Origin of the sequence: Streptomyces sp. NPDC001270 (assembly GCF_042896695.1) — a bacterium.
GTDB lineage: Bacteria > Actinomycetota > Actinomycetes > Streptomycetales > Streptomycetaceae > Streptomyces.
The window spans coordinates 13849-27514 of sequence record NZ_JBIAXM010000050.1; the positions used below are offsets into that span (position 1 = coordinate 13849).

The window sequence follows — 13666 nt, forward strand, 5'->3', positions numbered from 1 at the left end:
CTGCTCGCGCAGTTCCCCGCGCCCCTACGGGGGCACGTCCGCCGCTCGGGAGATCAAGGAGGCAGGGTCCCATGCTTGATCACGTCATCAAGGGCGCGACCGTCGTCGACGGGACCGGTGCGCCCGGATTCACCGCCGACGTCGGCATACGGGACGGCCGGATCGCCGCCGTCGGCACCGTCACCGAGGAGTCCCACGGCACCGAGGACGCCACCGGCCTGGTCCTCACCCCCGGCTTCGTCGACCCCCACACCCACTACGACGCCCAACTCTTCTGGGACCCGTACGCCACCCCCTCCCTGAACCACGGGGTGACCACCGTGGCCGCCGGCAACTGCGGGTTCACCCTGGCGCCGCTGAACCCCGGACGCCCCCAGGACGCCGACTACACCCGGCGGATGATGTCCAGGGTGGAGGGCATGTCCCTGGTGGCGCTGGAGGAGGGCGCGCCCTGGAGCTGGCACTCCTTCGGGGAGTACCTGGACGCCCTGGAGGGCCGCATCGCGGTCAACGCCGGGTTCATGGTCGGCCACTGCGCACTGCGCCGCCACGTCATGGGCCCGGACGCGGTCGGCGGCCAGCCCACCGACGACCAACTGGCCGCGATGGTCCGGCTGTGCCACGAGGCCATGGACGCCGGCGCCTGGGGCTTCTCCACCACCCAGTCCTCCTCGCACTCCGACGGCGACGGCCGGCCGGTGGCGTCCCGGCACGCCCGGCCCGCCGAACTGCTGGCGCTGGCACGGGCGGTGGGGGAGCACGAGGGCACCCAGATCGAGGCGATCGTGGCCGGCTGCCTCGACCAGTTCAGCGATGCCGAGATCGACCTGTTCGTGGAGCTGAGCGCGACCGCCGGGCGGCCCCTGAACTGGAACGTCCTGACCATCGACGCGGCCGTCCCGGAACGGGTGCCGCGGCAGCTGAGCGCGAGCGAACGGGCCCGCAGGGCGGGCGGCCGGGTGGTCGCGCTGACCATGCCGATCCTCACGCCGATGAACATGTCCCTGGGCACCTTCTGCGCCCTGAACCTGATCCCCGGCTGGGGCGGGATCCTCGGCCTGCCGGTGCCCGAACGGATCGCGCAGCTGCGTGAGCCCGGGGTGCGGGCGGAGCTGCTGCGGCGCGCCCAGTCCAAAGAAGCGGGCGTCTTCCGGCGGCTGACGGACTTCGGGCGGTACGTCATCGGCGACACCTACAGCGCCCACAACCGGGGGCTGACCGGCCGGGTGGTCCAGGACCTGGCCCGGGAACGGGACCAGGAACCCTTCGAGTGCCTGGTGGAGATCTGCGCGGCCGACGACCTGCGGACGGTCCTGTGGCCGATGCCCACCGACAACGACCCGGCCTCCTGGGCGCTCCGGGCGGAAACCTGGCAGCACGAGGACGTACTGCTCGGCGGCTCCGACGCGGGCGCCCACCTGGACCGCATGTGCGGGGCCCCGTACACCACCCGCTTCCTCGGTGACTGCCTGCGCGGTCGCGGGCTGGTCGGCCTGGAGACGGCAGTGAAGATGCTGACGGACGACCCGGCGCGGCTGTTCGGGCTGCGCGAGCGCGGCCGGATACGCGAGGGCTGGCACGCGGACCTGGTCCTCTTCGACCCGGAGCGGATCGACGCGGGCCAGGCCACCCTGGTGCACGACCTGCCGGGTGACAGCCCGCGGCTGGACTCCCGGGCGATCGGGATCCGCGCGGTGTGGGTCAACGGCGTCGAGGCGATCCGCGACGACGCGGTGAGCGGGGCGGTGCCCGGCCGGGTGCTGCGCTCGGGCCGCGACACCGAGACGGTGAGCACGCGGTGAGCGGGGACGGTGAGTACGGCGTGGTGCGGGACGGTGCGCAGGTGGTGGGCCGGGACGAGTACGGCGTGAGGCGGGACGGTGAGCACGTGGTGGGCCGGGACGAGTACGGCGTGGGGCCGGACCGGGAGCACGCGGTGGGCCGCGACGGTGGGCAGGGGACGGTGAGTACGCCGTGAGCCGCGACGGTGGGCACGGGACGAGCGGCCCGGACGAGCGGCAGCCGCTGTTCATCGGCGGCGAGTGGGCCGAACCGGCCGCCGGCCACTACCCGGTGACCGACCCGGCGACGGAACGGACCGTGGGCCTCGCCCCCGAGGCCTCGGCGGACCAGGCGCGGGCGGCCTGCGCCGCGGCCCGCGAGGCGGCCGGCCCCTGGTCGCGGACGCCGCCGCGGGAACGGGCCGCCGTCCTCGCGCGGGCCGCCGACCTCATCCGCGGCCGGCTGGTCCCGTACGCCGACCTCGCCCGCGCGGAGACCGGCGCCACGACCGGGACGGCGCGCGGCATGCAGGTCGCGGTGGCGACGGCCCGGTTCCGCCGCTACGCGCACGTCGAACCGGCCGAGTGGGCGATCGAGCCGCAGATCAACGAGGCGGGCCCGATGGGTCCCGCCGCCGTGCTGGGCGCCCTCGCGGTACGGCAGCCGGTCGGGGTCGTCGCCTGCATCACCTCCTACAACAACCCGTGGGCGAACCCGGCCGGAAAGGTCGCCCCGGCGCTCGCGATGGGCAACACGGTGGTCGTGAAACCGGCCCCACAGGACCCGCTGTCGGTGTACCGGATGGCCCGCGCGCTCCAGGAGGCGGGTGCCCCGCCGGGGGTGGTGAACGTCGTCTCGGGGCGCGCGGTGGCCGTCGGCGAGGCGGTCGTGGAGTCGCCCGACGTCGACATGGTCAGCTTCACCGGGTCCACCGCGGTCGGGCAGCGCATCGCCGAGGTGTGCGGACGGACGATGAAACGCCAGCTGATGGAGCTGGGCGGCAAGGGCGCGGCGCTCGTCTTCGACGACGCGGACCTGGCCTCGGCGGTCGCCGGGATCGGCACCACGTTCTCCTTCTACAGCGGGCAGATCTGCACCGCGCCGACCCGGGTACTGGCGCAGCGCGGGGTGTACGACCGGCTGGTCGCCGGGCTCGCGGCGTACGCGGCACGGCTGAAGGTGGGCGACCCCGCGGAACCGGACACGGTGGTGGGACCGGTGATCTCGGCCGCACACCGGGACCGGGTCGAGTCGTACGTCGAACTGGCCCGCAAGGAGGGCGCGACGGTGGTGGCGGGCGGCGAACGGCCGCCGCTGGAGCACGGCTTCTACGTGGCACCGACCCTGCTGGCCGACTGCACGAACGACATGCGGTCGGCCCGCGAGGAGATCTTCGGCCCGGTGGTGTCGGTGATCCCCTTCGACGACGAGGAGGAGGGCGTCCGGCTGGCCAACGACAGCGACTACGGCCTGCTCGACTACGTCTGGTCCGGCGATGTGGCCCGGGCCTTCCGGGTGGCGCGGCGGCTGCGGGCCGGCGGGGTCGGCATCAACACCGTCGGCCGCAACATGGAGGCGCCGTTCGGGGGCTTCAAACGGAGCGGAGTGGGCCGGGACGTCGGCTCCTACGCCCTGCACGCCTACAGCGAGGTCCAAGCGCTGGTCTGGCCGGGGTGAACCACCGGCGCACGCCCGGCCGCCCCACGTATGGCCCTTCGCATACGGCCCTTCGCGTACCGCCCTTCACATACGGCCCGCTCAGTCCGTCAGGTCCACCCGGACGGTGAGCAGGTCGGTGCCGAAGGCCCGGACCGCGGTGCTGTTCAGCAGGGGCAGCCGGCGCAGCCGGGCCAGGGCGTCGTCGTCCGGGAGGAGGTACGCGGTACCGGTGTGCCAGCGGCCCCTGATCCGGACCCGGACCCGGGGATCGGCCTGGATGTTGCGCACGTACTGCGACTTCAGGCCGAACTCCGACACCAGCCAGAAGGAGTCGCCGACGCGCCGCCCGCCCAGCGGTGTCCGCCGGGGCAGGCCCGAGGTGCGGCCCGTCGTCTCCAGCACCGTCTGCAACGGAAGCCGCCGGGTGAGCGGATTGGCCAGATGACGCTGGAAGCGGGTGACGATGCGGTGCTTCAGCTCGGGACGGCTGGACATCGGGGTCTCCTGAGGACGGCGGGACGGCGGGACTGCGGGACGGCAGGACTGCGGAATCGGTGTGGTGGGAGGGACGGTACGCCCGCGAGCGTCGGGGGACGGTGCGCCGTCGACCGTTCATGCGAAGGTACGCCCATGAGAGTCGAGGCCGAGACCATCCGCACCCGTCGGCTGGAGCTGCGTCCCCTGCTCGTCGGACACGCGCGGGAGATGGCCGAGGTGCTGTCCGACCCCGCCCTGCACACCTTCACCGGCGGCACCCCGCTCACCCCGCCGGAGCTGCGCGCACGCTACCGGCGGCTGACGGCCGGCTCCCCCGACCCCGCCGTCACCTGGCTGAACTGGGTGGTCCTGCTGCGCGACGAGGACCGGCTCACCGGCACCGTCCAGGCGACGATCGCCGCTGCCGCCGACGGGGGAGCGGTCGCCGAGGTCGCCTGGGTGGTGGGCACGCCGTGGCAGGGGCGGGGCATCGCCACCGAGGCGGCCCGCGCACTCGTCGACTGGCTCGCCGGGCGGCCGGTGCGCAGGATCGTCGCGCAGGTGCACCCCGGGCACCACGCGTCCGCCGCCGTCGCTGCCGCCGCCGGTCTGGAACCGACCGACGAGCGGCAGGACGGCGAGGTGCGCTGGACCCGCGACCTCGGCGGCGGCCCGGGACCATCCGGTCCATGACCTCAGCGGCGGCCGAGGAAGATCGGGTTCGTGAAGCCCGCGAGCGCGCCGGGTACCGGGCCCGCCGCCGTCTCGTGCCGCAGCTCGGCCCGTACGTACGCCGCGTACGACGGTGTCGTCCGCCACTCCACGATCCCCGAACCGCTCACCGGCAGCGGCTCGCTGGCCAGCAGGACCCCCTCGTCGGTGACGAAGCGGACCGTGCAGCGCGGCGCGCCGGAGACCTCCAGACGGACCGTCACCGGCGTGTCCGGGTCCACCTCGAGCCGCTCGCCGATGCCCGCCTGCCGGGCCCGTCCGCCGGTGGCGGTGAACGTCATCGTGACGGCCTTCGACTCGGCGACGTAGGAGCGGCCCGCGCGGATGCCCTCCTGGATGGCCTCGCGGGTCAGGTCGTCGGCGAGGACGACCGTCTGGGGCGAGCCGACCGGGTCCGGGTCGCGGTGCGCGTCGCTGTTGCCCATCGCCGGCAGCCACGCCCGGTTCTCCCGTACCGACGCCACCAACTGGTTGTCCCACTCGGCGAGCGTGACCTCGTCGTCGGGGGTGTAAGGGCCGTTCCACACCTCCACCGCGTCCGCCTCGCCGAAGCCGAACTTCCAGCCGCAGCCGACGCAGGTGGCGTGCGGATGGGCCGGCACGACCAGGCCGCCGGACTTGCGGATCTGCCGGGCGAACCGGCCGAACCGGTTCTCCCTGGCCCGGTAGCGCCAGTCGACGAAGGTGCCCGGGTCCGTGCCGAGGGCCACCACATGGCCGTTGCGGGTGGTGATCTCCTCGCCCAGCATGATCAGCAGGTCGTCGCCCGCCGCGTCCGCCCAGTGCGCGTGCGCCGAGTGCGTGTTGTGGTCCGAGGAGTTGATGAAGTCCAGGCCCGCGGCCCGGGCCAGCGCCGCGATCTCGGCGGGCGTGCGGCGGCCGTCGGAGTACCAGGAGTGCAGATGGCAGTCGCCCCGGTACCAGGCCCGGCCGCGCCCCTTGGCCCGCTCGGGCGGATACACCGGCCGTACGGCCTGCCCTTGCGGGCCATAGGTCAGCGTGACGGTGAGTTCGTAGGCCAGGCCCTGCGGCGCCACCGTGTAGGGGCCGAGGACGACGTACCAGGTGCCCTTGCCGACCGGGCCCGGGAGATAGCCCGGGGTCGCGTCGTCCGCCCGGACGAAGAACTCCGTACGGGCGCCGCCCGACCAGCCCCGGAAGCCCTCGCCCCCCAGGTCGGTGCCGCGCTGGTCGAACAGGCCGATGTCGAGCGCGTTGCCCTGGACACCGGCCGGCACCGACGGTCTCTCGTAGGTGTAGGAGACCTTCAGCTCCCGCACTCCGGAGGGCACCTCGACGGGTACGTAGACGAAGTCGGGGGCGCCGGGCGGCAGGGTGCCGCGTACGGTCCTGGTCTCTTCCTGCTGTCCGTCCGCTGCGGCGAAACTCACGCTTCCCAACGTAAGCGCCGCCGCGGCTCCCGTCACGAACAGGGCGCGCCGGCCCAGACCGTGTCCGCCGCCGTGGTCCTCGTCGCACATGCTGCTCTCCCTCGCGTCGCGGGTGGCTGCCGTGGGTGGTGGTGCGGGGTCGTGCACGTGGGGGTGGGGTCGTGTACGTGGGGGGGCGTGGTCACTCTCGTACACGGTCGTGAACCACGGGACAAGGGAAGGGAATCGGTCGTTGTCGGGTCCCTGCCCTTGGGAGTCCGGCGGCCGATCCGAGACCGTCGTCGGCCGGCCCGGTCGCCTCAAGGGGACAGCGGGCGCCCTTCCGAGGCGAGGCTTCGTGGAGCGGCGGCCGAATGCCGACTGGTCGGTATGGACAAGTGAGGACGGGCCGGGTACAGAAGGGGCATGCGTATCGCCGCCACGATCTTCCTCACCGACGAGACCATCACGCCCGTCCGCCTCGCCCGGGAACTGGAGGAGCGCGGTTTCGCGGGGCTGTATCTGCCCGAGCACACCCACATCCCCACCGAGCGCACGACCCCGTACCCGATGGGCGGCGACCTGCCCCGTGAGTACGGCCGCACCCTCGACCCCTTCGTCGCGCTCGGGCAGGCCGCCGCGGTGACCGACCGGCTGGGCCTCGGCACCGGCATCACGCTCGTCGCGCAGCACGACCCGATCGGCCTCGCCAAACAGATCGCGACCCTGGACCACCTCTCCGGCGGCCGGTTCACCCTGGGCGTCGGCTTCGGCTGGAACGTGGAGGAGGCCGCCGACCACGGCGTGCGCTGGTCCACCCGCAGGGAACTGGCCCGCGACCGGGTACGGCTCATGCAGGCGCTGTGGGCCGACGAACCCACCGCCTACGAAGGGGAGTTCGGCGGCGTCCGGGCCAGCCACGCCCACCCCAAACCGGCGCAGAAGCCGCGCGGCCCGGTGACCGGCCCCCGCACGCTGGTCGGCGGGGCCGCAGGACCCAAGCTGTTCGCGCACATCGCCGAGTACGCCGACGGCTGGCTGCCGATCGGCGGGCGCGGCCTCTCCGAGTCGCTGCCCGTGCTGCGTGCGGCGTGGACGGACGCGGGCCGCGACCCGGCCGCCCTCCAGGTCGTGCCGTACGCCGTCCAGCCCACCCCCGGCAAGCTCGCCCACTACGCGGAACTCGGCATCGAGGAGACGGTGGTGCAGTTGCCGCCGGCGGGGGAGGCGGAGGTGCTCCGGGTGCTCGACGCGTACGGTGCGCTGGTGGAGGCCCCTCGGCGCTGACCCGGGGTGCGGGCGCGGGGCTCTCGGGCCGGCCTGCCCGGGACGGCGTGGTCATCGGGACGGCTCGGTCACCGGGACGGCGCGGGTCGCCGCCGGCCGATCAGCCCTCGTGGGGAAACAGGGCCATCATCTGGTCGGCGATGCGGTGCAGCGCTTCCCGCGGTGCTCCCGAGGCCGCCTGGACGGCCAGCCCCTGGATGACGGTGATGAGGAGTTGCGCCAGCGTGGCGGGGTCGCACTGCGGGGAAAGGTCGCCGCAGTCACGGAACGCCTGTAGCCGGTCGGTCAGCAGCCGGACCTTGTTCCGGCCGACGTGGGCCAGGAGTTGTTGGGCGGGTTCCGAGCGGGGGCCCACCGCGAGGGCGCCGTGGACGGTGAGGCAGCCGTGCGGGGTGTGGTCACCGGCGACCGTGTCGATGGCGGAGTCCAGGAGGGTGCGTACCACCGCCGCGGCCGTCGGCTGTTCCAGGGCGGCCTCCAGGTATCCGCCGGGCCCGGCGAGGTAGCGCTCCACGACGCGTTTGAACAGCGTCTCCTTGTCGCCGAAGGCTCCGTAGATGCTGGGGGTGCTCATTCCCATGGCGGCCGTCAGGTCGGACATGGAAGTGCCCTCGTAGCCGCGGGCCCAGAAGACCAGCATGGCCGCGTCCAGGGCGGTATCCGGGTCGTACCTGCGCGGACGGCCACCTGGCATGGCGATTCACTACCTCTCCAGCGGAGTTCGCCACCGTAACACGGTGGCTTGAACCCAACTCCCGTGCGCCCTTTCGGGGATCGGCTCGCGGGCGGCCTTGACGCGGCGTCAGCCGACTCATAGTTTACTAGCGATCGCTACAAAACTCGTCGTCCGTCGAGGAGGAAGCGCCGTGAGCTTGGTGGACCCGCATGCGTCCGACCCGCGCTACACGAAGAGGAACGCCGTCTACGTCCCCGCCGGGGGAGGCAGGAACATCTGGGCCGCCGGGGACACCTACACCCTCAAGGCCGGAGCCGAGGAGACCAACGGGTCCCTGGCCCTGCTGGAAGCGACCGTGCCGCCGGGCGGCGGACCGGACCCGCACGTGCACAACGACCATGACGAAGCCTTCTACCTGCTCTCCGGCGAGCTGGAGTTCCTCAACGGCGACGAGCCGGTCACGGCGGGCGCGGGCGGGTTCTTCTTCGTGCCCCGCGGCACCAGGCACCGCTTCATCAACCGCGGGTATCACGCGGCGCGGATGATCTTCTTCTTCACCCCCGGCGGCATAGAGGAACTCCTGGTCGCCTCCTCGACGCCCGCCGCGCCCGGGGTGGCCCCCTCCGTCCAGGAACTCCGGCCGTCGCCCATGGCGGAGCTGATGGTGCGCTACGCCACCGAGCAACTGCCGGATCCTGCCGGGTCCTGACGGACGCCCCGCCTGCTCGCCCGCCCGCACGCGCGCGGCGCCGCGACCGCACGGCGCCGCCGGTTCCGGCCGCGAAGAAAGGAAGCGAACGTGTCGACCGGACTCGACGGTTTCGAACACGCCTACGCGCACGTCAACGGGGTGCGGCTGCACTATGTGATGGGCGGTTCGGGAGACCCGCTGGTGCTGCTCCCGGGGTGGCCCCGCACCTGGTGGCAGTACCGGAAGATGATGCCCGCCCTCGCGGAGCATTTCCGCGTCATCGTCTGCGAGTACCGGGGCATGGGCGACTCGGAGAAACCCGAGTCGGGTTACGACAAGGCCACTATGGCCCAGGACATCTACGCACTCGTCCGGCACCTCGGCTACGACCGGGTCAACATCGCGGGCGAGGACGTCGGCTCCTGGATCGCGTATTTCTTCGCCGCCACCCATCCGGAGAGCACGGCGAAGCTGGCGATGTGGGACCCGGGAGCACCCGACCCGGCACTGGCCGCCCTCCCGGCGCTGCCCGCGTCGGCGGAGGCCAACGCATGGCACTTCGGGTTCAACCAACTCGACGGCCTCCCCGAGCGCCTGCTCGCGGGTCGGTACCGCATCCTGATCGACTGGTACGCCGAGAAGATCGCCGGTGATCCGGAGGCCATCGACGCGGAGAGCCGCGCCATGTACGCGCGGGCGTACGACTCGCCCGAGGCGATCCGGGCGGTCGCCGGCTGGTACCGGACGCTCTCACAGGACATCCAGGAAGCGACCCGTTTTCCCGAGCTGACCATGCCGGTCCTGGTACCGGGCTGAGAGTTCCTGGACATCTCCCGCGCGTCGAACGAGCACCGGGCCAGGGACATCCGGTTCGTGCGATTCCCCGGAGCGGGCCACTATGTGGCGGAGGAACGCCCGGAGGAGCTGAGCCGGGAACTGATCGGCTTCTTCGGCGGGGCCTCCGTCACTGCTCACTCCTCCTGAACCACCGGAGCGCCCGCCCCCACTCGTCGAACAAGAACCAGCGCTCCCGCCGTCGAGCAGCGGAGTCAGGGTCCCGCGGTGCAGCGAGGCGAAGCCCGCGACTGCCTCGCTCTCGTCGGCGCACCTGGTGCGGGCCGGGCCGGCCGATCAGCTCGTGGCGTCCTCGACGGCCGCGAAGATGTCCGAGTCGGTTTCCTTCTGCCAGTCCGGCAGATCCTGCCAGTCGGCGACGTAGCCCGGCTTCGGGTTCTCGAAGTGCCTGTACATCTGGGCCGTCCAGCACGTGGCGACGAAGCGCCCTTTCTGCTCGCGTGTCAGCCGCGCGGCATGGCGCCCGCTCAGGTCGAGGAACTGACGGACCTGCTCGTACACGGCAGCCGCGGCTTCCCGTTCCCAGGGAGGAGTGTCGTCCCACGGGGTCACGTAGCTCGGCTTCGGTTCCCCGGGGAAGTGCTTTCGCACTCCCGTGATCCATGCCTCCCGGAAAACCCGGGCCCCCTCGGTCACCGACATGCCAACGCCTCTCGTCACGTCGTGCACAGGGCGTCGATCTCGGCGCCCAGTTCAGCCACACGGCTGCGCGTTCTCAGCAAGATCAAGGCGACCAAGCCGAATGTAGCGGGCGCCGCGCTCCTCGGCGAGACGTGAACCGTCGAAGCGGAGCCCGGTACCTGTCCACTACAAGCTGCGTCTTCTCCGCTCTGATCAGCCCGAACGTATGCTCAAAGAATGACGAATTCCGCGACCTCCGGAACCGGCCCGACCGAGAACTCCATGCGTCGCGCCCTCAAACGTGCCCGGGAGGGCGTCGCCCTCGACGTCGCCGAGGCGGCCGTGCTGCTCCAGGCGCGTGGCGCGGACCTCGACGATCTCACCGCGTCCGCCGCCCGGGTGCGGGACGCGGGGCTCGACGCGGCCGGCCGGCCAGGCGTCATCACCTACTCCAAGAGCGTCTTCATCCCGCTCACCCGGCTGTGCCGGGACAAGTGCCACTACTGCACCTTCGTCACCGTCCCCGGCAAGCTGCGCCGCGCCGGGCACGGCATGTTCATGTCCCCGGACGAGGTCCTGGACATCGCCCGCAAGGGCGCGGCGCTCGGCTGCAAGGAAGCGCTGATCACGCTGGGCGACAAGCCCGAGGACCGGTGGCCCGAGGCGCGCGCATGGCTCGACGCGCACGGCTACGACGACACCATCGCCTACGTCCGGGCGATCTCCATCCGCATCCTGGAGGAGACCGGCCTGCTCCCGCACCTCAACCCGGGTGTCATGAGCTGGACCGACTTCCAGCGGCTGAAGCCCGTGGCGCCCTCCATGGGCATGATGCTGGAGACGACGGCCACCCGGCTGTGGTCCGAGCCGGGCGGCCCGCACCACGGTTCCCCGGACAAGGAACCCGCCGTACGGCTGCGCGTCCTGGAGGACGCCGGACGCTCCTCCGTGCCCTTCACCTCCGGGATCCTCATCGGGATCGGGGAGACGTACGAGGAGCGGGCCGAGTCGCTGTTCGCCCTCCGGAAGGTCTCCCGGGCCTACCACGGCATCCAGGAGCTGATCATCCAGAACTTCCGCGCCAAGCCGGACACGGCGATGCGCGGCATGCCGGACGCCGAGCTGGACGAACTGGTCGCCACGGTCGCGGTCGCCCGGCACATCATGGGCCCGAGCGCCTGCCTCCAGGCCCCGCCGAACCTGGTCGACGCCGAGTACGAGCGGCTGATCGGCGCCGGCATCGACGACTGGGGCGGGGTCTCGCCGCTCACCATCGACCACGTCAACCCGGAGCGGCCCTGGCCGCAGATCGAGGAACTGGCCGCGAAGTCCGCGGCGGCCGGCTTCGAACTGCGCGAGCGGCTGTGCGTGTACCCGGAGTTCGTGCGGCGCGGCGAGCCCTGGCTCGATCCGCGGCTGCGCCCGCACGTGGCCGCGCTCGCCGACCCGGAGACCGGCCTCGCCCGCTCCGCGGCCCGTCCGGCGGGGCTGCCCTGGCAGGAGCCCGACGAGGCGTTCACCGCCACCGGCCGCACCGACCTGCACCGCACCATCGACACCGAGGGCCGCACCGGCGACCGGCGCGAGGACTTCGACGAGGTGTACGGCGACTGGGGCGCGCTGCGGGAGGCGGCGGCTCCCGGGATGGTCCCGGAGCGGATCGACACGGATGTGCGGACGGCGCTGGCGACCGCGGCCGACGACCCGACCCGGCTGACCGACGCGGAGGCGCTGGCCCTGCTGCACGCCGACGGCCCCGCGCTGGACGCGCTCACCGGGATCGCCGACGACGTGCGCCGGGCGGCCGTCGGCGACGACGTCACCTACATCGTCACCCGCAACATCAACTTCACCAACGTCTGCTACACCGGCTGCCGGTTCTGCGCGTTCGCCCAGCGCCGTACGGACGCCGACGCCTACACCCTCTCCCTCGACCAGGTCGCCGACCGCGCCCAGCAGGCGTGGGACGTGGGCGCGGTGGAGGTGTGCATGCAGGGCGGCATCCACCCCGACCTGCCCGGCACCGCCTACTTCGACATCGCGAAAGCGGTGAAGGAACGCGTCCCGGGGATGCACGTGCACGCGTTCTCGCCGATGGAGGTGGTCAACGGCGCCACCCGCACCGGCCTGTCCATCCGGGAGTGGCTGCTGGCCGCGAAGGAGGCCGGGCTCGACTCCGTTCCCGGCACGGCGGCGGAGATCCTGGACGACGAGGTGCGCTGGGTGCTCACCAAGGGCAAGCTGCCCACGGCGACCTGGATCGAGGTGATCACGACCGCGCACGAGCTGGGCATCCGGTCGAGTTCGACGATGATGTACGGCCACGTCGACCAGCCCCGCCATTGGCTCGGTCACCTGCGCACGCTCGCCCGCATCCAGCAGGAGACGGGCGGTTTCACGGAGTTCGTGACGCTGCCGTTCATCCACACCAACGCGCCGGTGTACCTGGCGGGCATCGCCCGGCCGGGTCCCACGGTGCGGGACAACCGGGCGGTGACCGCGATGGCCCGGCTGCTGCTGCACCCGCACATCCCGAACATCCAGACAAGCTGGGTCAAATTGGGTACAGAGGGTGCGGCGGAGATGCTGCGCTCCGGTGCGAACGACCTGGGCGGCACGCTGATGGAGGAGACCATCTCCCGCATGGCGGGCTCCTCCTACGGCTCGTACAAGTCGGTGCGCGACCTCGTCGCGGTGGCCGAGGCGGCGGGCCGTCCCGCCCGGCCCCGCACCACGCTGTACGGGGAGGTGTCCGAGGAGCGGCAGCGGGCGGCGGCGGCCTCCGACGGGCATCTGCCCGAGCTGCTGCCGGTGCTGGACTGACCGCTGGACCGACCGGGGACCGGGCCCCTCGGGGCGCGGCCGGGCGGGACGGTCACAGTACGATGATCCGACCCCCGAGCGACGGGGGCCCGTAGCGGAGGAGATGCGTACCCGTGCCTGCCCGACTGCCCTCGTGGGTCTGGGTCACCGGTCTGACGGTGGGGGCGACCGTGGCCGTGACCGCCCTCGCCGTGCAGGCCGACAAGGGGGCGCACCCCACGGCGGCGGCCCGGCCCGGCGCCTCGGCGTCGGCGAGCGCGCACCCGGCGCCCGCACCGACACGGACGGCGCCCCCCGCACTGCCGGCTGCCTCGGGCACCGGCCGCCGCATCGTCTACTCGCTCGGCCAGAAACGGATCTGGCTGGTCGACGACAAGGGGAAGACGACCGGCACCTTCGCCGTGTGGCCGGGGACGGTGAGCCCCGACCTCGGCACCTATGCGGTCTCCCTCCGGGTGGACGCCAGGGAGGGCAGCGACGGCGTGGCGATCGAACACGTTCTGTACTTCGCCAACAAGGCGGGGCTGTCGATCGCATTCTCCAACGCCGTCGACGGGTCCTCCCCGCCGCCGGCCGCCGGCAAGCAGACCAGCGGCATCCGGCTGCACAAGGCGGACGGCGCCCAGCTGTGGGCGTTCGGGACGGAGAAGACGCCGGTGGCCGTCGTCGACTGAGCGGGTACGACGACGTCCG

Annotated in this window: 13 protein-coding genes and 1 pseudogene; 9 read left to right on the forward strand and 5 right to left on the reverse strand. The window is 72.6% G+C overall.

From position 1 onward, the window contains the following. Positions 1 to 71 precede the first annotated feature (71 nt). From ACFY2B_RS42100 to ACFY2B_RS42110, 3 genes are read left to right on the forward strand one after another with little or no spacing between them, the layout of a single operon-like run. Positions 72 to 1802, forward strand: coding sequence for an amidohydrolase family protein (locus ACFY2B_RS42100; RefSeq protein ID WP_390768357.1), 1731 nt, complete (start codon positions 72 to 74; stop codon positions 1800 to 1802). Further along, positions 1799 to 1978 (forward strand): hypothetical protein, encoded by a 180-nt coding sequence (locus ACFY2B_RS42105; RefSeq protein ID WP_390768358.1) that lies wholly within the window; start codon positions 1799 to 1801, stop codon positions 1976 to 1978. The genes ACFY2B_RS42100 and ACFY2B_RS42105 overlap by 4 nt, the downstream gene beginning before the upstream one ends. Then, on the forward strand, positions 1975 to 3459 hold the full coding sequence (locus tag ACFY2B_RS42110) for an aldehyde dehydrogenase family protein (RefSeq protein WP_390768359.1): 1485 nt from the start codon (positions 1975 to 1977) through the stop codon (positions 3457 to 3459). The genes ACFY2B_RS42105 and ACFY2B_RS42110 overlap by 4 nt, the downstream gene beginning before the upstream one ends. A gap of 81 nt (positions 3460 to 3540) precedes the next feature. On the opposite strand, the gene ACFY2B_RS42115 is transcribed toward ACFY2B_RS42110, so the two are convergent. After that, entirely contained in the window at positions 3541 to 3936 is a 396-nt protein-coding gene (locus tag ACFY2B_RS42115; RefSeq protein WP_390768360.1) for a nitroreductase/quinone reductase family protein, read from the reverse strand. A gap of 135 nt (positions 3937 to 4071) precedes the next feature. On the opposite strand from ACFY2B_RS42115, the gene ACFY2B_RS42120 reads away from it, so the two are divergent. Next, positions 4072 to 4611, forward strand: coding sequence for a GNAT family N-acetyltransferase (locus ACFY2B_RS42120; RefSeq protein ID WP_390768361.1), 540 nt, complete (start codon positions 4072 to 4074; stop codon positions 4609 to 4611). 2 nt (positions 4612 to 4613) lie between these two features. Here the strand turns inward: ACFY2B_RS42120 and ACFY2B_RS42125 are convergent, their stop codons facing one another. Continuing rightward, complete coding sequence (locus ACFY2B_RS42125) at positions 4614 to 6131, reverse strand: CehA/McbA family metallohydrolase (protein WP_390768362.1); 1518 nt, start codon at positions 6129 to 6131, stop codon at positions 4614 to 4616. Between the two features lie 315 nt (positions 6132 to 6446). Between ACFY2B_RS42125 and ACFY2B_RS42130 the strand changes: the two genes are divergently transcribed. After that, positions 6447 to 7307, forward strand: a complete 861-nt coding sequence (locus ACFY2B_RS42130; RefSeq protein ID WP_390768363.1) for an LLM class F420-dependent oxidoreductase — start codon at positions 6447 to 6449, stop codon at positions 7305 to 7307. 100 nt (positions 7308 to 7407) lie between these two features. Here ACFY2B_RS42130 and ACFY2B_RS42135 read toward each other — a convergent pair whose 3' ends face one another. Further along, on the reverse strand, positions 7408 to 8001 hold the full coding sequence (locus tag ACFY2B_RS42135; RefSeq protein WP_390768364.1) for a TetR/AcrR family transcriptional regulator: 594 nt from the start codon (positions 7999 to 8001) through the stop codon (positions 7408 to 7410). A 172-nt stretch (positions 8002 to 8173) separates the two neighbouring features. Between ACFY2B_RS42135 and ACFY2B_RS42140 the strand changes: the two genes are divergently transcribed. Further along, positions 8174 to 8692, forward strand: a complete 519-nt coding sequence (locus ACFY2B_RS42140; protein WP_390768365.1) for a cupin domain-containing protein — start codon at positions 8174 to 8176, stop codon at positions 8690 to 8692. 90 nt (positions 8693 to 8782) lie between these two features. Next, entirely contained in the window at positions 8783 to 9490 is a 708-nt protein-coding gene (locus tag ACFY2B_RS42145) for an alpha/beta fold hydrolase (RefSeq protein ID WP_390768366.1), read from the forward strand. 315 nt (positions 9491 to 9805) lie between these two features. On the opposite strand, the gene ACFY2B_RS42150 is transcribed toward ACFY2B_RS42145, so the two are convergent. Then, complete coding sequence (locus ACFY2B_RS42150; protein ID WP_390768367.1) at positions 9806 to 10171, reverse strand: hypothetical protein; 366 nt, start codon at positions 10169 to 10171, stop codon at positions 9806 to 9808. 66 nt (positions 10172 to 10237) lie between these two features. Next, positions 10238 to 10330: pseudogene (locus ACFY2B_RS42155) on the reverse strand (tetratricopeptide repeat protein); the annotation flags it as partial. Positions 10331 to 10387: 57 nt separating this feature from the next. On the opposite strand from ACFY2B_RS42155, the gene ACFY2B_RS42160 reads away from it, so the two are divergent. Next, a complete protein-coding gene (locus ACFY2B_RS42160) occupies positions 10388 to 12973 on the forward strand; it encodes a bifunctional FO biosynthesis protein CofGH (protein ID WP_390768368.1) in 2586 nt (861 codons plus the stop codon). A gap of 113 nt (positions 12974 to 13086) precedes the next feature. Further along, the gene (locus ACFY2B_RS42165; protein ID WP_390768369.1) at positions 13087 to 13647 is read left to right on the forward strand and encodes a hypothetical protein; all 561 of its coding nucleotides are present in this window, start codon (positions 13087 to 13089) and stop codon (positions 13645 to 13647) included. Positions 13648 to 13666 lie beyond the last annotated feature (19 nt).

What these genes read in the sequence shown, in the direction of transcription:
- ACFY2B_RS42135 (WP_390768364.1), bottom strand. Translation starts at nt 8,001, where the DNA reads ATGCCAGGTGGCCGTCCGCGCAGGTACGACCCGGATACCGCCCTGGAC.
- ACFY2B_RS42125 (WP_390768362.1), bottom strand. Translation starts at nt 6,131, where the DNA reads ATGTGCGACGAGGACCACGGCGGCGGACACGGTCTGGGCCGGCGCGCC.
- ACFY2B_RS42100 (WP_390768357.1), top strand. Translation starts at nt 72, where the DNA reads ATGCTTGATCACGTCATCAAGGGCGCGACCGTCGTCGACGGGACCGGT.
- ACFY2B_RS42115 (WP_390768360.1), bottom strand. Translation starts at nt 3,936, where the DNA reads ATGTCCAGCCGTCCCGAGCTGAAGCACCGCATCGTCACCCGCTTCCAG.
- ACFY2B_RS42130 (WP_390768363.1), top strand. Translation starts at nt 6,447, where the DNA reads ATGCGTATCGCCGCCACGATCTTCCTCACCGACGAGACCATCACGCCC.
- ACFY2B_RS42160 (WP_390768368.1), top strand. Translation starts at nt 10,388, where the DNA reads ATGACGAATTCCGCGACCTCCGGAACCGGCCCGACCGAGAACTCCATG.
- ACFY2B_RS42150 (WP_390768367.1), bottom strand. Translation starts at nt 10,171, where the DNA reads ATGTCGGTGACCGAGGGGGCCCGGGTTTTCCGGGAGGCATGGATCACG.
- ACFY2B_RS42120 (WP_390768361.1), top strand. Translation starts at nt 4,072, where the DNA reads ATGAGAGTCGAGGCCGAGACCATCCGCACCCGTCGGCTGGAGCTGCGT.